We start from the raw sequence: 17,512 nt of genomic DNA on the forward strand, positions 1-17,512 counted from the left end.
GCCGGCCGCGGTTAAGGCGACGCAACGTTTTGGCTCGACTCGGGCGACATTTCGTGCAAGGTCGCTTCCCATGAAAACTGACGTGAAAATATGCGGGTTGAAGACCGCCGAGGCAGTGGAGCGCGCTGCCGCGCTGGGCGCCTCGCACACCGGGTTCATCTTCTTTCCGAAAAGCCCGCGCAATATCGAACCGGACGACGCCGGCCGTCTTGCCGACCGTATTCGCGGGCGGGCGAAGATCGTGGCAGTTACGGTCGATGCCGACAATGACGACCTCGACGAGATCGTTTCGGCTCTCAAGCCGGATATGCTGCAGCTTCACGGCTCGGAAAGCCCGGACCGCGTGCTGACGGTCAAGGCGGTCTACGGCCTTCCCGTCATGAAGGCCCTGTCGATCCGCGAGGCATCCGATCTCGACCGGATGGAACCCTATGTCGGCATTGCAGATCGTTTCCTGTTCGACGCCAAGCCGCCGGCGGGCTCCGACCTGCCGGGCGGCAACGGCGTTTCGTTCGACTGGCGGCTGCTCGATGCGCTTGACGGCAGCGTCGATTACATGCTTTCCGGTGGATTGAATGCAAGCAACATCGGCGAGGCCCTTGCGCTGACCGGCGCGCGGGCCATCGACACATCCTCCGGCGTCGAGAGCGCGCCGGGCATCAAGGATTTGAAGCTCATGGAAGCATTTTTCGATGCCGTTCGCCGGGCGGACGACGAGCGGGCACGAGCAGGGAGCAAGACGTGAACGAGGCGCCTAAACTGAACTCCTTCAGAGCCGGACCCGACGAGGAAGGCCGCTTCGGTATCTTTGGTGGCCGTTTCGTCGCCGAAACGCTGATGCCGCTGATCCTCGACCTTCAGGATGAATGGAACAAGGCAAAGTCGGATCCGAGCTTCAAGGCCGAACTAGAAAAGCTTGGGGCGCACTACATCGGTCGCCCGAGCCCGCTTTATTTCGCCGAGCGCCTGACGGCCGAACTCGGCGGCGCAAAAATCTATTTCAAGCGCGAGGAGCTGAACCACACGGGCTCCCACAAGATCAACAACTGCATCGGCCAGATCCTGCTCGCCAAGCGCATGGGCAAGACGCGCATCATCGCCGAGACCGGCGCGGGCCAGCACGGCGTTGCCTCCGCAACCGTCGCTGCCCGCTTCGGCCTGCCGTGCGTCGTCTATATGGGCGCGACCGACGTCGAGCGTCAGGCGCCGAACGTCTTCCGCATGAAGCTCCTCGGGGCCGAGGTGAAGCCGGTTACGGCCGGTCACGGCACGCTCAAGGATGCGATGAACGAGGCGCTGCGCGACTGGGTGACGAACGTCGACAGCACCTATTATCTGATTGGCACCGCCGCCGGCCCGCATCCCTATCCGGAAATGGTGCGCGACTTCCAGTCGGTTATCGGCCAGGAGGCCAAGGAACAGATTCTCGCGGCGGAGGGCCGGCTTCCCGATCTCGTTATCGCGGCGGTCGGTGGCGGCTCCAACGCAATCGGCATCTTCCATCCGTTCCTCGACGACGAAGGCGTCAAGATTGTCGGCGTCGAGGCGGGTGGCAAGGGCCTTGAAGGTGACGAGCATTGCGCCTCGATCACAGCCGGCTCGCCGGGCGTCTTGCACGGCAACCGCACCTATCTGCTTCAGGACGGCGACGGCCAGATCAAGGAAGGCCATTCGATCTCGGCCGGTCTCGATTATCCGGGCATCGGTCCGGAGCACGCGTGGCTGAACGACATCGGCCGCGTCGAATATGTCCCGATCATGGACCATGAGGCGCTTGAAGCCTTCCAGATCCTGACAAAGCTTGAGGGCATCATTCCGGCGCTCGAACCGTCGCATGCGCTGGCTGAGGTCATCAAGCGGGCGCCGAAGATGGGCAAGGACGAGATCATCTTGATGAATCTTTCCGGTCGCGGCGACAAGGACATTTTCACGGTCGGCAAAATTCTGGGTATGGGGCAATAACGATCATGACCGCACGCATGGAGAAAAGGTTTGCCGACGTGGCGGCGGAGGGTCGTCCGGTCCTCGTCACCTATTTCATGGGCGGCGACCCGGATTTCGATACGTCGCTGGCGATCATGAAGGCGCTGCCCAAGGCAGGGGCCGACGTGATCGAGCTTGGCATGCCATTTTCCGATCCGATGGCCGACGGGCCGGCGATCCAACTCGCGGGGCAACGCTCGCTGAAGGGCGGCCAGACGCTTGCCAAGACGCTTGAGCTTGCGCGCCTCTTCCGCGCAGAGGACCAGCACACGCCCATCGTGCTGATGGGCTATTACAATCCTATCTACATCTATGGCGTCGATCGTTTCCTGACGGACGCACTGGCTGCGGGGATCGATGGCCTGATCGTGGTCGACCTGCCGCCGGAGATGGACGACGAGCTCTGCATCCCCGCGCTGAAGAGGGATATCAACTTCATTCGCCTGGCGACGCCGACGACCGATGACCGCCGCCTGCCGAAGGTGCTCGAAAACACGTCGGGTTTCGTATATTACGTCTCGATGACCGGCATCACCGGTTCGGCTCTGCCGGATCCGTCGCTGATTGTGGGCGCCGTTCAGCGGATCAAGTCGCACACTGAGCTGCCCGTCTGTGTCGGCTTCGGCGTCAAGACGGCTGAGCACGCGCGGGCGATCGGCGCATCGGCCGATGGTGTCGTCGTCGGCACCGCGATCGTCAATCAGATCGCCTCCAGCCTTACGGAGGAGGGACGTGCCACCGAGGCGACGGTGCCGGGTGTCGAAGCGCTGGTCAAGGGCCTCTCGGCTGGTGTGCGGGCGGCAAGGCTCGCTGCAGCCGAATAATCGCCCAGATTAACGCGCACAACCCGAAGGAAATCTTCAGGAGTTTATAAGTGAACTGGATCACAAACTACGTTCGGCCGAAGATCAATTCGATGCTGGGCCGCAGGGAAGTTCCGGAAAATCTCTGGATCAAGTGCCCTGAAACGGGCGAGATGGTATTTCATCGCGATCTCGAAGAGAACAAGTGGGTCATTCCACAGTCCGGCCATCACATGAAGATGCCGGCGAAGGCTCGACTGAAGGATCTCTTCGACGGCGGGATCTATGAAGCGTTGCCGCAGCCGAAGGTGGCGCAGGACCCGCTCAAGTTCCGCGATTCGAAGAAATACACCGATCGCTTGCGCGACAGCCGCGCGAAGACCGAGCTTGAGGATACCATCGTCGCAGGTCTTGGCCTTGTTCAGGGCGTCAAGCTCGTCGCCGTCGTCCACGAGTTCAACTTCATTGGCGGATCGCTCGGCATGGCGGCCGGCGAGGCGATCGTGAAGGCGTTCGAGCGGGCCATTGCGGAAAAATGCCCACTCGTCATCTTTCCCGCCTCCGGTGGCGCCCGCATGCAGGAAGGTATCCTGTCGCTGATGCAGCTTCCGCGCACGACCGTGGCGGTGAACATGCTCAAGGAAGCAGGGCTTCCCTACATCGTAGTCCTGACCAACCCGACGACGGGTGGCGTGACAGCGTCCTACGCCATGCTCGGTGACATCCACATGGCTGAGCCGGGCGCAGAAATCGGCTTCGCCGGAAAGCGGGTGATCGAGCAGACCCTGCGCGAGAAGCTGCCGGAAGGCTTCCAGACGTCCGAATACCTGCTGGAGCACGGCATGATCGACATGGTGGTCAAGCGGCATGACCTGCCGGCGACCCTTGCACGTGTGCTGAAGATTCTAATGAAGAAACCGGTCGAAGCTGCCAAGCGCGAGGGCGGATCGCAAGCGACGGCCTTGCCGGTCGCGGCGCGGGCCTAGACGTCGCGCCTGCTCGGTTTCGGTGGACTTGGTGTGGCACCCGGATTTTTCGAGGCGATGGACATGACGGCGACACAGGTCAGCGAGGCGGCGCAGGAGATCGAGAAGCTTCTTGCCCTGCATCCCAAGGGGTACGACCTGTCGCTCGACAGGATCACCCGGCTTTTGGCGGCCCTCGGAAACCCTGAGGAGCGGCTGCCGCCCGTCATTCATGTCGCCGGCACCAACGGAAAGGGTTCTGTCACCGCCTTCTCGCGGGCTATCCTCGAGGCTGCGGGTCTCAGCGTCCACGTCCACACGTCACCGCATCTCGTGAACTGGCACGAGCGCTATCGCCTCGGCGTCAAGGGCGGCAAGGGCGCGCTGGCTGGCGATCGCGTGCTTGCCGAAGCGGTGCGGCGCGTCGCGGAAGCCAATGCCGGCCAGGAGATCACGGTCTTCGAAATCCTGACGGCCGTGACCTTCCTTCTCTTTGCCGAGCATCCTGCCGACGTTGCGATCATCGAGGTCGGTCTCGGCGGCCGGTTCGATGCGACGAACGTGATCGCGCGCCCGGCGGTGTCCGTCATCATGCCGATTTCGCTCGATCACCAGTCCTATCTCGGCGATCGCGTGGAACTGATCGCCGCCGAAAAGGCCGGGATCATGAAGCGCGGCTGCCCGGTGGTGATTGGCCATCAGGAGGAGGAGGGCGTGCGCGATGTGCTCGTGTCGACAGCCGAGCGCCTTGGTTGCCCGATGTCCGTCTATGGACAGGACTTCATGGCGCATGAGGAGTTTGGCCGGCTCGTCTTTCAGGATGAACGCGGACTGGCGGACCTGCCGCTGCCGCGGCTGCCCGGTCGACACCAATACGCCAACGCCGCCGCGGCGATCCGCGCCGTCAGGGCGGCCGGTTTCGAGGTTCCGGAGGCCGCCATCGAAAAGGGGTTGGCTGGCGTCGAATGGCCCGGGCGTCTGCAGCGCCTTGCCGGCGGCAAGCTTTCGCATCACGGTCCTCCAGGTGCCGAGATCTGGATCGACGGCGGACACAACCCGGGTGCGGGCCAGGTGATCGCCGAGGCGATGGCGAGTTTCGAGGAGCGCGAGCCGCGGCCCCTGTTCCTCATCATCGGCATGATCAACACTAAGGACCCGGTCGGCTATTTCAAGGCCTTCCTCGATCTTGCGGAACAGGTCTTCACGGTGCCGATCCACGGGTCCGATGCCGGCCTCGATCCGGTAGCCCTGGCCGAGGATGCCGCCGCCGTCGGCTTCGAGACCACCGCGACTTCATCCGTTGCGGAAGCGCTCGGGATCATTGCCGAGCTTGTCGATGAGGATCCCGTTCCGCCGCGCATCCTGATCGGCGGATCGCTTTATCTCGTCGGCGACGTGCTCGCCGAAAACGGCACGCCGCCGCGGTAGGCGGCATTTGGCGGACAACACGTTCCCGGCGGCAAGAAAAAAGCCCGGCGAGCCGGGCTTTTCGAGTTCTGGGACTTGGCCGTTTCAGGCTGCGGCAGTCGAAATCCAGGAAGTCAGCGCGGTCTTCGGAGCGGCGCCAACCTTGATGTCCGCCACTTCGCCGGCCTTGAACATTGCGAGTGTCGGGATCGAGCGCACGCCGTATTGAGCGGCAAGCTCGGGATTTTCGTCGATGTTGAGCTTGGCAACCTTGACCTTGCCGGCGAGCTCGGTGGCGATTTCCTCAAGGCTCGGCGCGATCATCTTGCACGGACCGCACCATTCCGCCCAGAAATCGACGACGACCGGCTCGGCCGAGTTCAGGACTTCCTGCTGAAAATTGGAGGTATCGACTTTCACAGTGGCCATCTGCTGCTCCTTGCTTTCGGAAATGGCGACCGTACGACCTGGGTCGTGCGGTACTTAAAAATGTTACCGCGCCTTTGCGGGTTGAACCGGGCCGGCGCGGCATGTCCAGATGTTGTGCCTCATGTGAGGCGTCGCCACCGGATTTTCAATATCGTGTATCTCACTTTGTCGCGAGCTCTTCAAGGCTCCTGTCCAGCATCGCGTCGGGAAGCACCTGGATCGTCGGTCCCTCGGTGAAGATCAGCGCGCAACGGAAGCGTCGCCCCGGATAGAGCGGCTTGAGCAGTTCCCTGTAGATGGCAAGCTGTGTGCTGTAGACAGGCGGCACCTCCGCGAGCGACTTCGGCACCTCGCGATTCGTCTTGAAGTCCGCAATCGTCACCATGTCTCCGGAAACGGATAGTCGGTCGACGCGGCCCGACACCGCGAACTCGCGCCCGCCGAGGGTGAGCGTTCCCATGACGGAGACTTCCGGCCGGCTGTGCGCGGCAAAAAGCGTCGTGAGGTCGGGGTGGTCCAGCACATCCATCACGGCATCGGCAAGAGCCCGGCGCTCCGGCTCGGACCAGCGTGGGACCGACCGCAGCAGATAGCGGTCCGCCGCCGCGCGGCGTTCAGCGGCATCGACCGACGGGAGAACCTGCAGCAGGCGATGAAGGATCGCGCCACGCAGCAGCGAGCGATTGGGCGCCGCCTTTTCCGCGAAGAGCGCCGATCCGACGATCGATTCGCTGTCCGGCTCGTCGAAGACAATGCCGGTGCCCGATGGGGTTAGCGGCCGCGGCAGCCGACGCGGCGGCGGCAACGGGGCGGAAAGCGTGGCGGGCAGGCCCGGCACCATGCGCTCTCCCTCGGCTTCATTGCCATCTGCAACAGGGGTGTCGATATGGGGATGCGTCTCGCGCCACGCGTGGCCCGTCCATTCTTCACCACCCGCGCGGAACACCATCGGCGTTCCGCGTCCCTTAAGGTCCTGCGCCAACGTCCCCTGGACCATGGCGTGCCAGGTATCGGTGTTCTCCCTCTGCCCGCGATAGCCGCAAATGACGAGCCGGTCTGCGGCGCGCGTCATGCCGACATAGAGCAGACGTCGGTATTCCTCTTCCGCCAGCGCCTTCAGGCGCGCATTGTCGGCGTTGAGCAGGGAATTCGTTCCGGAGCCGGGCGCCCGCCAGACAGGCACGGTGACGGTGGAACCGTCGGGCCGTTGCTTTTCGAAAAGGCGGAGATCGGGAACATGCTGGCTGTTGAAGGCCTTGCCACCGCCGTCGACGAGGAAGACGACCGGCGCCTCCAGGCCCTTTGCCGCGTGCACGGTCATGACGCGCACTTCGTCCCGCTCCTTGTCCTGTTCGCGCTTGACCGTCGGCGCTTCGATCTCGAGCGTCGAGATGAAGGCCTGCAGCCCGGGCAAACCGGCCCTTTCGTGATCGAGTGCAAAGGTCAGGAATTCATCGAGAATGTCGCTGACTTCGCTGCCCAGCCGGGCGAGGAAAGCCGCCCTGCCGCCGAGAACGCCGAGGATGCGGGCGTAGAAGTCGTGCGGCAGCATCTGGCGGGCGAGATCGGAATATTGCGAGAGCCTGCCTGCGACCGGGCGGTATCGGCTCGTCTCGTCGACGCCGAGGCTTTGCAGGCGCTGCCAGAGGCTCTCGGTTTCCGCCCTTCCCGCCGCAAGCTCGAAAAGATCGTCCTCACCGAGATTGATGAGCGGGCTTTTCAACAGCGCGGCGAGAGAAAGGTCGTCGTCGGGCAGCAGCGCAAAGCGGCCGAGCGCCATCAGATCCTGGATCGCAATGTGGCTGGTCAATACCAGGCGGTCGGCACCCGCCACCGGTATGTTGTTTCTGCGCTTCAGGGCCCGCGTCAAAGCGTTGACGAAGGCGTCACGCTTGCGAACAAGGACGATGACGTCACCCGGCCGCATCGGTCGGCGAACGCCCTTCTCGATGACCGTCTCCTTGCCGATCCAGTCCTCGAGAACCGAGGCGATGCGTCGAGCCAGAATGTTGGCCGGCGCGCGCTCGGGCGTCGCATCGAACGCTGCTGTCCACTCCTCTTCCGCAGGCACCGGTTCGGGCGCAATCACGTCCCATATGTCGACCGCGCCGGGGTGCCCGATCCGGTTCGAGGCATGGACGATCGCCTCGTCCTTCGCGCTGAGCCCCTTGGCATTTCCCTTGTTGGCAAAGACCGTGTCGACGGCCGACAGGACGTCGATCGTCGACCGGAAGGAAAGCTGCAGGCGGATCGGGCTGAAGTATTTTCCGCCAGCGCGTACCCGCCGCTCCGTCACGATGCTCTCGCGGGAGAAGCGCTCCGGCCGCGCACCCTGGAACGAATAGATCGACTGCTTCTCGTCGCCGACTGCGAAGATCGTCCGCTCGTCGGCTCTCGCCGTCTCGCCGGCGAAGAAATCGGCGGCAAGCGCCTGGATGATCGTCCATTGCGCAGGGCTCGTGTCCTGTGCCTCGTCGACGAGAATATGGTCGATGCCCTGGTCGAGCTTGTAGTGGACCCAGGCGCCGACATCGCCGCGCGAGAGAAGCGCTGCCGTGCGGTTGATCAGATCCTCGAAGTCGAGTTGGCTGCGCGCCTTCTTGATTTCCTCGTAATCGCGGTTGAGCCTTTCAGCGAGGGTGAGAGCGGCACGTGTCGCCTCGTACATCCGGACGATGCTGAGCCGATCCACGTACGCCACGACATGATCGCGCGCCTGTTCTACCAGAGGTGCGAGCTCAGGCGCCTCGCGCCGCATCGCCGCATTGAGAAAGGTCGAGTCGGCCCTCGGCTTGCCCCCGCCGTTGAAGAAGAGCCCAAGCAGGCTTCGGTAGCGTTCCTCGGGATCGCTGAGCCTTGCGACCGCCTTCAAGCCTTCCGCAAACTCGGAAGGCTTGGCGCCGCCCTTGCGTGCTGCGAGGTCGAGATATTGCTCCAGGACCGCCCCATTCAGCCCGGCCAGTGGCCAGACCTTACCGAGCACGCTTTCGGTGGACTCGCCCGGCGCAATCGCGAGCGCTGCGCGCAGGTGCGTGTCCAGTCCGCCCCGTGCCGAGGCGCGATCGAGAAAGGCTTGGATAGGCGTACGGTTGGCGACGATCGTCGCCAGCAGCCGTTCAAGACCGGTATCGTCGGCGAGATCGAGAACCGTGGCGAAGGCGTCGGCTAGCTCTCTGTCGTCGCCCGCCGTGGCCGCCAGCAACGCGCGCCGGGCATCGGCGAGCAGGACGGCGGCGGCGCTGTCGTCGAGCACGGAAAAATGCCCGGCGACATTGGCTTCGAGCGGAAACTGATGCAGCAGCGCTTCGCAGAAGGCGTGGATCGTCTGGATCTTCAGGCCGCCGGGCGTCTCAAGGGCGGCGGCGAACAACCGCCGTGCCTCCTGGATTTTCACGGCCGAGGGCCGGACGCCTTCGATCGCTTCGATGCGTTTCTCAAGGGTGGTGTCGTCAAGCGTCGCCCATTCGGCCAGGCGCTCGAACACCCGGTTCGACATTTCCGAAGCGGCGGCCTTCGTATAGGTGAGACACAGGATCGCGGAAGGGCGGCAGCCGGCGAGCAGCAAGCGGATGACGCGCTGCGTCAGGACATGCGTCTTGCCCGATCCGGCGTTGGCGGAAACCCAGGCCGAGCGCGCCGGATCGGAAGCAAGCGATTGCCGCTCCGTCGTCCAGTCGAGCCAAGCCCTGGGGGTCGTTTCCCGAGGTCCGAAAGCGTCATCCCTCATCGGCATCATCCTCGCCTTCGGCTGTCGCCCACTCGGCGACCCGCGCCAGATGATCGTATTCGCCTCCGTAGTCGCGCTCCTTCTGAACAATCAGGCGTGATGCGAAACCGTGCCTGCCGCTCATCAGAGCCGCGAGCAGCTTTCTCAGCTCGATAAGCGCTTCTTCCGCCAGCTGGTCGGCGGATTTCGTTTCTTTTTGCCTACCGCCCTCGTTGTTGACGGGATCGACGCTGAAGCGGCTGCCGGGTTTCAGGCGGACGTAGAGAAGCGCATTCGGCTCGGCGCGTCCCGTCGCGCCGAAGGCTCCCGCCTTGAGCGCGGCGGCCTCGAGCGAAAGCTGCGGATCGAGCAGACTGCGCGCTTCCCTGGGCGAGGGGCTGGAGCCGGTCTTGTAGTCGATGATGTCGATGGTGCCGTCGGGGCGCCGATCAAGGCGATCGGCGACGCCGGTCAGCCGGATATCCGCAAGGCCGATATCCATGGATGCCGGAACCTCGGTGAAAGATTTCGTGATGCTCTTCCGGCGTTCGCGCTCCCATTTAAGGAACGCCCTTCCGACGGCGGCAAAACGCGGACGCCAGATCGTGTCGATATGCGGCGGAAGCCCTTCCTCGTCGAAAGCCTGGTTGAGTAACCTGGTCATCACCGCTTCGGCCTCGGGCGAGGCCGGATCGAAGCCCCCCCTGACGAAGCGATCGACGATTCGATGGTAGAGCGTTCCACGCTCGGCCGCCCCCGGATCACGATTGAACGGGTCGATCGGCTGCAGCCGCAGGATCCGCCGCGCGTAGACGGCATAGGGATCACGGCGGAGGCGGGTGACTTCGCTGAAGGAATATTTGCGCGGCTGCAGTTCTGCGGGCGGCTTCGGTTCCGGTCTTGTGGCGAGCGGCTGGGTTTCGCCTTCATCGAGAATGCGCGCCCAGTGCAGATAATCCGCGCCGTTGGACTTGATGAGTCGCGTCAGGCCTTCGCCGCCGAGTGCCTGCAGGCGCTGCAGCCACCTCGAAGCGACCGTTGGCGCCGAACCCTGGCGCATTGAGCGCGAAAGGATCAACCGACGCGTGCCACAGGCCATCTGGAAATCGTGGGCAAGCTGACCGATACGCCGTTCCGGCGGCTCAAGGCCGATTCCGGATTTCATCGTTCGTGACAGGAAGGGATCGTTTGACGTCTGTCCCGGCCAGGTACCCTCGTTCATGCCGCCGAGCACCACGAGATCCATGCTTTGCAGGCGCGATTCCAGCGCCCCGAAAATGAAGACGCGGGGATGCCGCATCGATCGCGGCTTGACCGCTTCGCTCGCCGCGAGCGCTTCGACGATGTCGCACCATTGCGGCCCGTCGGCGCTCATTTGACCTTCGGTCTCGATGATGCCTTTGAGAAGCGTTGCCAATGCTTCGCCGGCTTCCGTCGACCAGAGGTCGCCAAGGCTGCCACGCTCGTCGACGCAGACGGCTTCCAGTGCGCGGCCCGTTCGCTCCGCCCAGTCGGCAAGGGTGAGCACCTTGGACCGAAGCCGGCCGTCGATGCCGATCGCGGACGCGCTCGTCAAGGGTTCGGCGGCCAACGCAATGCGTTCGGCAAGCATGCGGGCGGCGGTTATGTCCTCCTCGTTGAGGCGACTCTGCCACGGAGGCGGATGACGATCCTGCTTTCGCTTTTCGAGTGCCTGCTCGACGAGGGGGACAAGCGCCGAAATGTCGGCATTGCTGGTACCGCCGCGCAGCGCCAGAAGTTCCAGCGCATCGGCGGCGCGCCGGACATCCTCGGTCGCCCCGCCGAAGCGGGCGAGCGGGTGCTTCAAGAGAGCGACCAGCGGCACGGGATCGCCCGGCCGCAACGCCGCCTCCAGCAGCAAACGGACGATGGCGCCGGCGGCTGTGGCGGAGAGCGGCGTGCCGGCGGAATCGTCGGCCTCGATGCCGAAGCGGGCAAGCTCCGCCCCGACTCGCCGCGCAAGGCCGCGGTCCGGGGTGATCAACGCCGCCTGGCTTTCATCGCTGTCGGCAAGCGCGAGCCGGAGTGCGATGGCAATGGCCGTAGCCTCCTCCCGTTCATTGGCCGTCTCGATCAGCGCGACGTCTGCGAAGGCCGAGAGAAGTTTCGCCTGATCGAAATCGTCACGCGCGCGGGTCCAGCTGTCGGTCGCCTTTGCCGGAAGCAGGGCGCGCGAGAGAACCATGCTGCGGTAGTCGAGGAAGTCGTCGGCCGGCTGGAGTGTCAGGACATCACGCCGCCCGATGCCCATGCGTTTCAGCAGGCGGTAGAAGCCGTATTGCGGGTGGCTGCGGCTTGCCGGATCTCTTGTGAAGCCAGTCGAAGCATCGCCGACGATCAGCTCCCATTCCGTATCGCTCATCGTCTGATCGAGGCCCGGCAGAACGATAGTGCCGTTCGGCAGCCTGCTCACGGCTGCAATAAGCGCGGCCGTCACGGGGATCGACCCGGTCGAGCCGGCGATGATGATCGGCCCGCTCAGCTTGCCTGCGGCGATGCGCTGTGTTTCCGCCTGCAGAACGGCGTTGCGGTGGCGCGAAGGAGAGGATTGCTTGAGCTCGTCCAGCCGCTCCGGCCAGTAGGTGCGGGCGATCTTCAGGAAGGCCAGCGTCAACTGCCACCAGAGCGCATGTTCGCCGGCGTCGAGCTCGTCGAGCGCCTCCCAGTCGAGTTCCTCGGTTTCCACGGCGTCGATCAGGTCGGCGAGATTGCGCGCGAGCCAGATGGCATCGGCGGGACTCGCCGGCGCGATCAGCGGACTTTCGCCATGGATATCGAGAACCGCCTGAGGCAGCTGGTTGCGCCAGGCGAGAATAAGCCGGCCGAGCTCGATCAGGCGCGCGGTGCCGGATAGAGGTGGGGCGAGATCGAGGATCGCTGGCACTTCGGCGTCGAAAAAGCCGCTGTCGTCGTCCGTCTCGCCGAGCGCCCGGATCGTCGGCAGGATTGCCGAGCGGCCACCAAGCAGATCGACGAACTCCGAGCGAAGCACGCGCGCCGACCGTCGCGTGGGAACGAAGATCGTCACGCCGGCAAGCATCAGCGGGTCTGCTGGATCGTACTTGAAATCCGGAACCAGCCCGCCGTCGCAGAGCTTTTGCGCCAAGGTCCTGAGGAAGGGCAGACCAGTGGGGATCGTGAAGACGTTCGAGGCGTGGCCGGGCAAGCTATCCTCCCGGCTGGAAGCGCTTTACGACCGCCTCGGCTTCACCGATCGCTTCCGGTGTGCCGACGGTCATCCAGTGGCCGTCGAGCATCAGCCCGAAGAGGCGTCCTCTGGCGATCGCGCGATCGAAATAGATGTTGAGGTTGAAGGCATCGCTCGGCGCATCGGCAAAGAGGCGCGACTCCATGGCGATCGCGCCGGCATAAACGACGGGACTGTCCATGCCGTCCTCGTAGCGCGCGAGCCTGCCGTCCTCGGCGAGCGAAAAATCCTTCTTGCCGTTGTGCCCGGTCGTATCCTCGAGGCGCACGCAGAGGAGTGCCATGTCCATCTTCTGCGGATCGAAGAAATCGGCAAGCCTTTGAAGATTGCTCGGCTTTCCCGCCTCCTCGCCGATCCAGAAGAGATCGGCATTCATGACGATCAGCGGCCCGTCGTCCAGCAGCTTCAGCCCCTTGGCAAGCCCGCCGCCGGAATTCATCAAGGCGCCGCGCTCGTCCGAAATCAGGATATGCGGCGTCTCACGGCGACGGAGATGCTCTTCCATCTGGTCGGCAAAGTGATGAACGTTCACCGCCGCCTTGGTCACGCCGGCGGCCGCCAGGATGTCCAGCACGTAGTCGATCATTGGCTTGCCGGCGATCCGGACGAGTGGCTTCGGCAGTGTATCGGTGATTGGCCGAAGGCGGGTGCCCAGTCCGGCCGCAAGCACCATGGCATTGGTGATGGGCATGATTTCCTGTCAGTTGGCTGATTCGCTAGCCAGGATTCCAGCCTTAATGCACCAATCGCGCAAGGGTGTCAGCACCTCATGGCCGAGCGCACGGTTCAGATAAGCGAAGGTGCGGGGCATGTGTTTCATATAACCCGGCTTGCCGTCACGCTGCATCAGCCGGACCCAGATGCCGGCGAGCTTGCAGTTGCGTTGCGCCGACATCAGGTGCCAATCGCGAAGAAAGCTTGTCGCGTCAAATGGACCGGAGGCCTTGCGCTCGGCGAGATAGGCATTGATCAGCCGGTCGGCAAGATCCTCGCCGATGGTCACGCGCGCATCCTGCGTGAGCGATGCGACATCATAGGCGGTCGGGCCGATCATCGCGTCCTGGAAATCGATGATGCCGACGCGGTCGAGCCCTTTACGCTCCGCGCGCCAGAGAATGTTCGGCGAGTGAAAATCGCGCAGCAGCAGGTTCTTTTCGGCCGATTCGAGAACGTCGATGAGCTGGTCCCAGATGGCGAAGTATTCTTTGCGCTCGCTGTCGGAGGCCCCTTCGCCGCGCTTCCATGGCAGGTACCAGTCGATCAGCAGGCTCGTCTCGATCTTGATCGCCGTGCGATCGAAATCGGGAACGCGGTGGATGAGGCCATCGCCAATGGCAATCTCGCGCTTCGGCGGCTCGCCATGAAGGCGGGCGAGCACGCGTACGCTTTCGAGATAGCGCTCGGCGACCGGTCTTCCCTCCGCGTCGAGAATGCCCTCGGAGCCCAGATCCTCGATCAGCAGGATGCCCTTGTCGAGGTCGCGGGCATAAATCGCCGGCGCGGCGAAGCCGCGTCCGCGCAGCAGTTCGGAGATCGCGACGAATGGAACGACGTCCTCGGCGAGATGCGCGAGCTGCTGGTAATATTTTCCGTCCTGGAGAATGGGGCCCGGCTTATGCCTCGGCGCATCCATGAGAATCTTCGCCGGCTCACCGTCAGTTTCAATCCGTTCATAGGCCCTGATCGACGCGTCACCGCTCAAATGCCGGCGCTGGGCCGTCGCGTAGCCGCTTTGCGAGAGGAAGCTGCGGACCGCCAGCGAGCGGGAGATTCGCTCGAATGAAATATCGGGCGCGGAGATCGCAAGCCGGCGTCCATCGCCCTCATGTGTGAAGGTGAGCGTGATGCGTTCGGAAGGAAGCGCTTCCTCAGCCTTCTCCGGCCATTCGACGAGACAGATTCCGTCGGAAAGGGCCTCGTCGAAGCCGAGTTCGTCGAGTTCCGAAGCGTCGGCGAGGCGATAGAGGTCAAAATGCGCGACGGGGATGCGCAGGTCGTAGTTTTGCACGAGTGTGAAGGTGGGACTCGGCACTTCGAGCGTCTCGTCGTCGGCGATCGCCCGCAGCAGGGCGCGCGCGAAGGTCGATTTTCCCGCGCCGAGATCGCCGGACAGGGCGACGCAATCGCCGGCCTTCAGCGCCAGCGCCAGGTCTTCGCCAAGCTCGATGGTGGCGGCCTCGTCCTTCAGAAACCGTTGCAGATGCTTCATTATTCGGCCGCGATGATCTTCGGCATTTCGGACGACGGAATGCGGCAGGTGACCTCGGTGCCTTCGCCTTCCTTGCTGCGGATCGAAACGGTGCCGTGGTGCAGGCTGACGAAGCTCTCCACGATCGACAGTCCGAGACCGGCGCCGCCGTGCTGGCCGTAGCTTTCGAAGCGGTTGAAGACGGTGTTCAGTACATCCTGCGGGATTCCGGGGCCGGAATCGCTGACGGAGAAGACGAAATCGCTGCCTTCACGCCGGCACTTGAGATCGATGGTGCTGCCATCGGGCGCAAAGTTGGCAGCGTTGGTGAGAAGCTTGATGAAGATCTGCTTCAGCCGCTGCTGGTCCGCGACCATGCGGCCGAGGTTGTCGGGCGCATCCACCCGCAAGGCGACGCCGCTTTCGACAAGCCTGTCGGCCATTTGATGCGCGACGTCGTCGAGGAAATCGACGAGGTTCACCTCGGACATGTCGAGCTCGACGATGCCCGCGTCGACGGTCGCCAGGTCGAGGATATCGTTGACGATCGTCAGCAGCAGCGACGAGGACGTCGCGATATGGTCGACATATTCCGCCTGGCGCTCGTTAAGCTCGCCGAAAGCGGGCGTCTTCAGGAGATCGGCGAAGCCGATGATGTTTGTGAGCGGCGAGCGCAATTCATAGGAGACGTGATGAACGAAATCGTTTTTCAGGGCGTCAGCCTTACGCAGCGCCTCGTTTTTCTCGGTCAGGGCGCGCTCGACCCTGACGCTGTCGGTGATGTTGACGAAGGTCAGCATCGTCTGGGCGTTCGGCAGCGGGATCACGGCGTAATCGAGGATCAGGCCGGTGCGCAACTCCAGAATGCCGCGGCTCGACGGCCGTTCGTCGTCGAAGCTGGTGATGATATGGGCAAACCGCTTCCAGCCATCCGGCTGGTCGTAGGATGGCAGGCACGCCTGTTCGACGGCGCGAATATGCGTACCGGGCTTGGCCTCCGCCTCGCTGATGCCCCAGATCGCCCGGAAGGCCGGGTTGGAAAGCCGGATGCGGCCATCTGGCCCGAACACCGCGACCCCTTCGGCGAGATGGTCGATCGTTTCGCCCTGGACCTGGAGCAGGGTATTGTAACGGGTTTCAAGATCGACCTTCTCGGTCAGGTTCTCGAAGACCCAGGTTGCGCCGCCCTGCGGCCGGGCGGTGGCGAAGACGCGGAGCGTCTGGCCGTTCGGCAGGTGCCAGAGGTCGGATTGCGTATCGAGCGCCTGATAGACGGACAGCGCATTGGCCTTCCATTGTTTCCAGTTGAGCTGTTCGGGAAGCTTGCCGCCGGCCCGCAGCCGGTCGAGCACCTCCCCGTTGTCGGGCTTGCGCTCGAGGAAGCCCATGTCGAGGTTCCAGAGCCGCTGGAACGCCTGGTTGTAGAACTGCAGGCGCTGATTGCCGTCGAAGATCGCTACGGGCGTGGCCAGATGGTCGAGCGTCTCCGCATGGCTCTTCAAGGTGCGGGCAAGCTCCTCGCGCACGGCCTCGGTGCCGGAGACGTCGATGGCGATGCCGGCCGAGCCGACCGGGCTGCGGGCGTCGACGACATCAAAGAAAGTGCGATTGCCCTTGACCACTGTCGAAACTTTGTCGCTGAAAGGCGTTTCAAGGGTTGAAACGGCGCGGATTTTTTCGCGCGCCGCAGTCGAAAGCAATTCGCGCCCTTCGGCGACGGCGAGGCTCGTGCTCTGTGTCTCGACTGCCTCGGCATAGGCTTCGTTGACCCATTCGAGCTTGCCGTCGGCGGTCCGTTGCCAGACAGGCAGGTCGATGGCGTCGAGCAGCGTGCGGAAGGTCGACAGCGATGCGTGCAGACGATCGCGTTCCAGTTTCAGCTCGGCAAGTTCGGCGCGGAGATTGTTGAGCGCGATGAAACGCACGAATGCCCGTCCGCCGGAAACGCGGCCCTGGGCTTCCAGCACCTCGTTGCGCTGCGTTTCGAGCACGAGGTCGAAGCTTTGCGCCTGCGCGCGCAATGTCTCGATCGCCTTCTCGAGCTGGCTGGCTGATGGCGCCTTGAGCCAGCGTCCGAAGGCGAGAAAAGTGCGGTCGTCCTGCGGAGCGCCGGTTTCGACGGGAAGCTGTCCGAGGAACTCGGGGCGTTCGGCCAGACCGTCCCAGATCACGATGCGCCGGTTCTTGTCGGCGATGAGGGCCTGGAAACGGGAAATCCGCTGGTTTGCATCGGAAAGTCCGGACCTCAGTTCGCGGTTCTCGGCCTCGATATTGCCGCGCTGGCGGATGAGCCAGATGGCAGAAATCATGGCGGCGGAAATAACGCCGATCAGCACGGAAAAGGTGACGACTTCGGAGGAGCCGAATATGGCCTTGGCCACGGGCGTCGACGCCTGGGCCGCTGCGTCGGTCGCCGCGAAGAACACGGTGCTTGCGAGCAACCGCCGCACCAGTGTAGGCGCCCCAAGGTCCCCGCCGAAAAGCGTCGATCGTTCAGTTTCCATGGCGCCGCCGTCCCCGTTTGTCCGGAAGTTGCCGCCGACCTTACGCCGCCATGCACCGAAACCCCTGAAAGGGGTTTGCGTCAGTTGCGATTGCATCCCCGGTCTGTCTCCGTCTGTTTGCCGCATGTCCGACAAGACATCCCCATCCGTGACACTCGAAGGTCCGCCCTCCAGCGCTGCGCGTCTTTTGAGACGCGCGAAGGACGCTGCAGTAGCGTCACGAATCAATGACTTAAGCATACTTGTTTGACGAATCGCCGGAAAGTGCGCGGCTCAAAAAAGAGGCCGCGATCTCCTG

The 17,512-nt window shown here is 63.7% G+C and carries 11 protein-coding genes; 5 read left to right on the forward strand and 6 right to left on the reverse strand.

Annotated elements, in window-relative coordinates:
- Positions 1–70: 70 nt before the first annotated feature.
- The 5 genes from QA637_RS16845 (at position 71) to QA637_RS16865 (ending at position 5,179) form a co-directional block, all read left to right on the forward strand.
- Complete coding sequence (locus tag QA637_RS16845) at positions 71–745, forward strand: phosphoribosylanthranilate isomerase (protein ID WP_153440579.1); 675 nt, start codon at positions 71–73, stop codon at positions 743–745.
- Positions 742–1,962: a tryptophan synthase subunit beta gene (gene trpB, locus QA637_RS16850; protein ID WP_184108622.1), complete on the forward strand. Its 1,221-nt coding sequence runs from the start codon at positions 742–744 to the stop codon at positions 1,960–1,962. Before QA637_RS16845 ends, trpB begins: the two co-directional genes overlap by 4 nt.
- 5 nt (positions 1,963–1,967) lie before the next feature.
- Positions 1,968–2,807, forward strand: coding sequence for a tryptophan synthase subunit alpha (gene trpA, locus QA637_RS16855; protein WP_153440578.1), 840 nt, complete (start codon positions 1,968–1,970; stop codon positions 2,805–2,807).
- Between the two features lie 50 nt (positions 2,808–2,857).
- The gene (accD, locus tag QA637_RS16860; RefSeq protein WP_184108621.1) at positions 2,858–3,772 is read left to right on the forward strand and encodes an acetyl-CoA carboxylase, carboxyltransferase subunit beta; all 915 of its coding nucleotides are present in this window, start codon (positions 2,858–2,860) and stop codon (positions 3,770–3,772) included.
- Between the two features lie 63 nt (positions 3,773–3,835).
- Complete coding sequence (locus tag QA637_RS16865) at positions 3,836–5,179, forward strand: bifunctional folylpolyglutamate synthase/dihydrofolate synthase (protein ID WP_283062401.1); 1,344 nt, start codon at positions 3,836–3,838, stop codon at positions 5,177–5,179.
- Between the two features lie 84 nt (positions 5,180–5,263).
- On the opposite strand, the gene trxA is transcribed toward QA637_RS16865, so the two are convergent.
- The 6 genes from trxA to QA637_RS16895 all read right to left on the reverse strand — a co-directional run bounded on the left by trxA (position 5,264) and on the right by QA637_RS16895 (position 17,214).
- On the reverse strand, positions 5,264–5,587 hold the full coding sequence (gene trxA, locus QA637_RS16870; RefSeq protein WP_153440576.1) for a thioredoxin: 324 nt from the start codon (positions 5,585–5,587) through the stop codon (positions 5,264–5,266).
- Between the two features lie 160 nt (positions 5,588–5,747).
- On the reverse strand, positions 5,748–9,314 hold the full coding sequence (gene addA, locus QA637_RS16875; RefSeq protein ID WP_283062404.1) for a double-strand break repair helicase AddA: 3,567 nt from the start codon (positions 9,312–9,314) through the stop codon (positions 5,748–5,750).
- Positions 9,304–12,480: a double-strand break repair protein AddB gene (gene addB, locus QA637_RS16880; protein ID WP_153440574.1), complete on the reverse strand. Its 3,177-nt coding sequence runs from the start codon at positions 12,478–12,480 to the stop codon at positions 9,304–9,306. The genes addA and addB overlap by 11 nt, the downstream gene beginning before the upstream one ends.
- 1 nt (position 12,481) lies before the next feature.
- Positions 12,482–13,213 (reverse strand): nucleotidyltransferase family protein, encoded by a 732-nt coding sequence (locus tag QA637_RS16885; RefSeq protein WP_153440573.1) that lies wholly within the window; start codon positions 13,211–13,213, stop codon positions 12,482–12,484.
- A gap of 9 nt (positions 13,214–13,222) precedes the next feature.
- Entirely contained in the window at positions 13,223–14,731 is a 1,509-nt protein-coding gene (tsaE, locus tag QA637_RS16890; RefSeq protein ID WP_283062406.1) for a tRNA (adenosine(37)-N6)-threonylcarbamoyltransferase complex ATPase subunit type 1 TsaE, read from the reverse strand.
- A complete protein-coding gene (locus tag QA637_RS16895) occupies positions 14,731–17,214 on the reverse strand; it encodes a PAS domain-containing sensor histidine kinase (protein ID WP_153440571.1) in 2,484 nt (827 codons plus the stop codon). Before QA637_RS16895 ends, tsaE begins: the two co-directional genes overlap by 1 nt.
- Between the last annotated feature and the right edge of the window lie 298 nt (positions 17,215–17,512).

It is taken from the genome of Sinorhizobium terangae, assembly GCF_029714365.1.
In the GTDB taxonomy this organism is placed as follows: domain Bacteria; phylum Pseudomonadota; class Alphaproteobacteria; order Rhizobiales; family Rhizobiaceae; genus Sinorhizobium; species Sinorhizobium terangae.